This window comes from Amycolatopsis rhizosphaerae, assembly GCF_007713715.1.
Taxonomy (GTDB): domain Bacteria; phylum Actinomycetota; class Actinomycetes; order Mycobacteriales; family Pseudonocardiaceae; genus Amycolatopsis_E; species Amycolatopsis_E rhizosphaerae.
Map to the genome: position 1 here is coordinate 1 of NZ_VJWX01000827.1, position 1,506 is coordinate 1,506.

Annotated in this window: 1 protein-coding gene and 1 pseudogene; one reads left to right on the forward strand and one right to left on the reverse strand. The window is 72.1% G+C overall.

From position 1 onward, the window contains the following. Nucleotides 1-824, reverse strand: an 824-nt coding sequence (locus FNH05_RS37200) for an L-lactate permease (protein WP_144593511.1), incomplete at its 3' end; no start/stop codon positions are given. 371 nt (nucleotides 825-1,195) lie between these two features. Between FNH05_RS37200 and FNH05_RS39000 the strand changes: the two are divergent. Further along, nucleotides 1,196-1,506, forward strand: a pseudogene (locus tag FNH05_RS39000) (beta-glucosidase); the annotation flags it as partial.

The following is a 1,506-nucleotide window of genomic DNA, read 5'->3' on the forward strand; positions in this document are numbered from 1 at the left end:
GCGTAGGACTCGGCGGGGCGCCAGACCCGCAGGAAGAGCACCACGGCCCCGGCCGACAGCAGTGACGCGACGATGTCGGTCAGCGGGGCGCTGACGTAGTTCGAGGTGGCGAACTGGGCGAGGGCGAACACCAGGCCGCACACCATCGCGGCGGGCCAGGTCTGCCGGACGCCGCGGCGGCCGTCGATGATGAACACCAGCGCGAGCGGCACGAACACGCCGAGGAGCGGGGTCTGCCTGCCGACCATCGACGACAGCGAGTGCAACGGGAGTCCGGTGACCGTGGCGAGCGTCGTGATCGGCACGGCGAGGGCGCCGAAGGCCACCGGAGCGGTGTTCGCCACCAGCGCGACCCCGGCCGCCTTGAGCGGCCGGAACCCCAGCGCGATGAGCATGACGCTGGTGATGGCGACGGGGGTGCCGAACCCGGCCAGCGCCTCGAGCAGGGCGCCGAAGGAGAAGGCGATGATCACGCCCTGGATCCGCTGGTCGTCGCTGACCCTGGCGAAGGAGCGGCGCAGCACGTCGAAGTGTCCGGTGTGGACGGTCATCCGGTAGATCCACAGCGCGTTGATCACGATCCACAGGATCGGGAAGAACCCGAAGGCGGCGCCTTCCGCCGCGGAGAGGAAGGCGGGACTGGCGGGCATCGGGTAGACGAAGATCGCCACCAGCAGCGAGACCGCCAGGGAGATCAGCGCGGCGAGCCAGGCCGTCATCCGGACCAGGCCCAGCAGGACGAACAGCACGACCAGGGGCAGGGCCGCGACGAGCGAGGACCAGAGCAGCGAGCCCGCGACGGGATCGAGGATCTGCCGGTACACGGCTCACCTCGCGGGAAGGCGCGGCGGCCGGGGAGCGTTCGGACGTGAACGGCGAGTGGTCATGCGCGTCCTCCCAGTCTCCATTGACTGTGCGCCGGGACGGCGGATCCGGTGGCGGGGAAGCCACGATCTGTCCACGGGAACGGTAAGCCCGCCGGGGGGCCACGTCAACCGGATGGGTGAGGGCCGACGGGACTGGACCTTTCGGGGTATGCCCCGTCCGGCCTCTTCCGCGGCGGGACCCGAGCGAATATGTTGTGTCCCGCAACATTGCGCAGCGTTGCTCGTCGATCCCGCGGTACCGCCCCCGGCCGGCCGGACATCCGGTCCGGCCGCGGCCGGTGCTGCCCTCGTCCCCGCAGGAGGATCACGTGAGCACCGCCTTTTTCCGGCGCGGCAGGAGATTCCGCCGCGCCGCGCTCCCCGGCCTCGCGGCCGCGCTCGTGGCGGCGGCCGCCGCCGCACCCGCCGCCGCGCAGGCCGCCGCCCCGGCCTACCTCGACGCGCGAGCACCGGTCGCGCACCGGGTTTCGGACCTGCTCGGCCGCATGACACTGGCGGAGAAGGTCGGCCAGATGACGCAGGCCGAACGCGGCGCGGTCGACGGGAACCAGGGCCAGATCACCGATCTCGCACTGGGGTCCCTGCTGTCCGGCGGCGGGTCCACCCCCACCCCCAACAC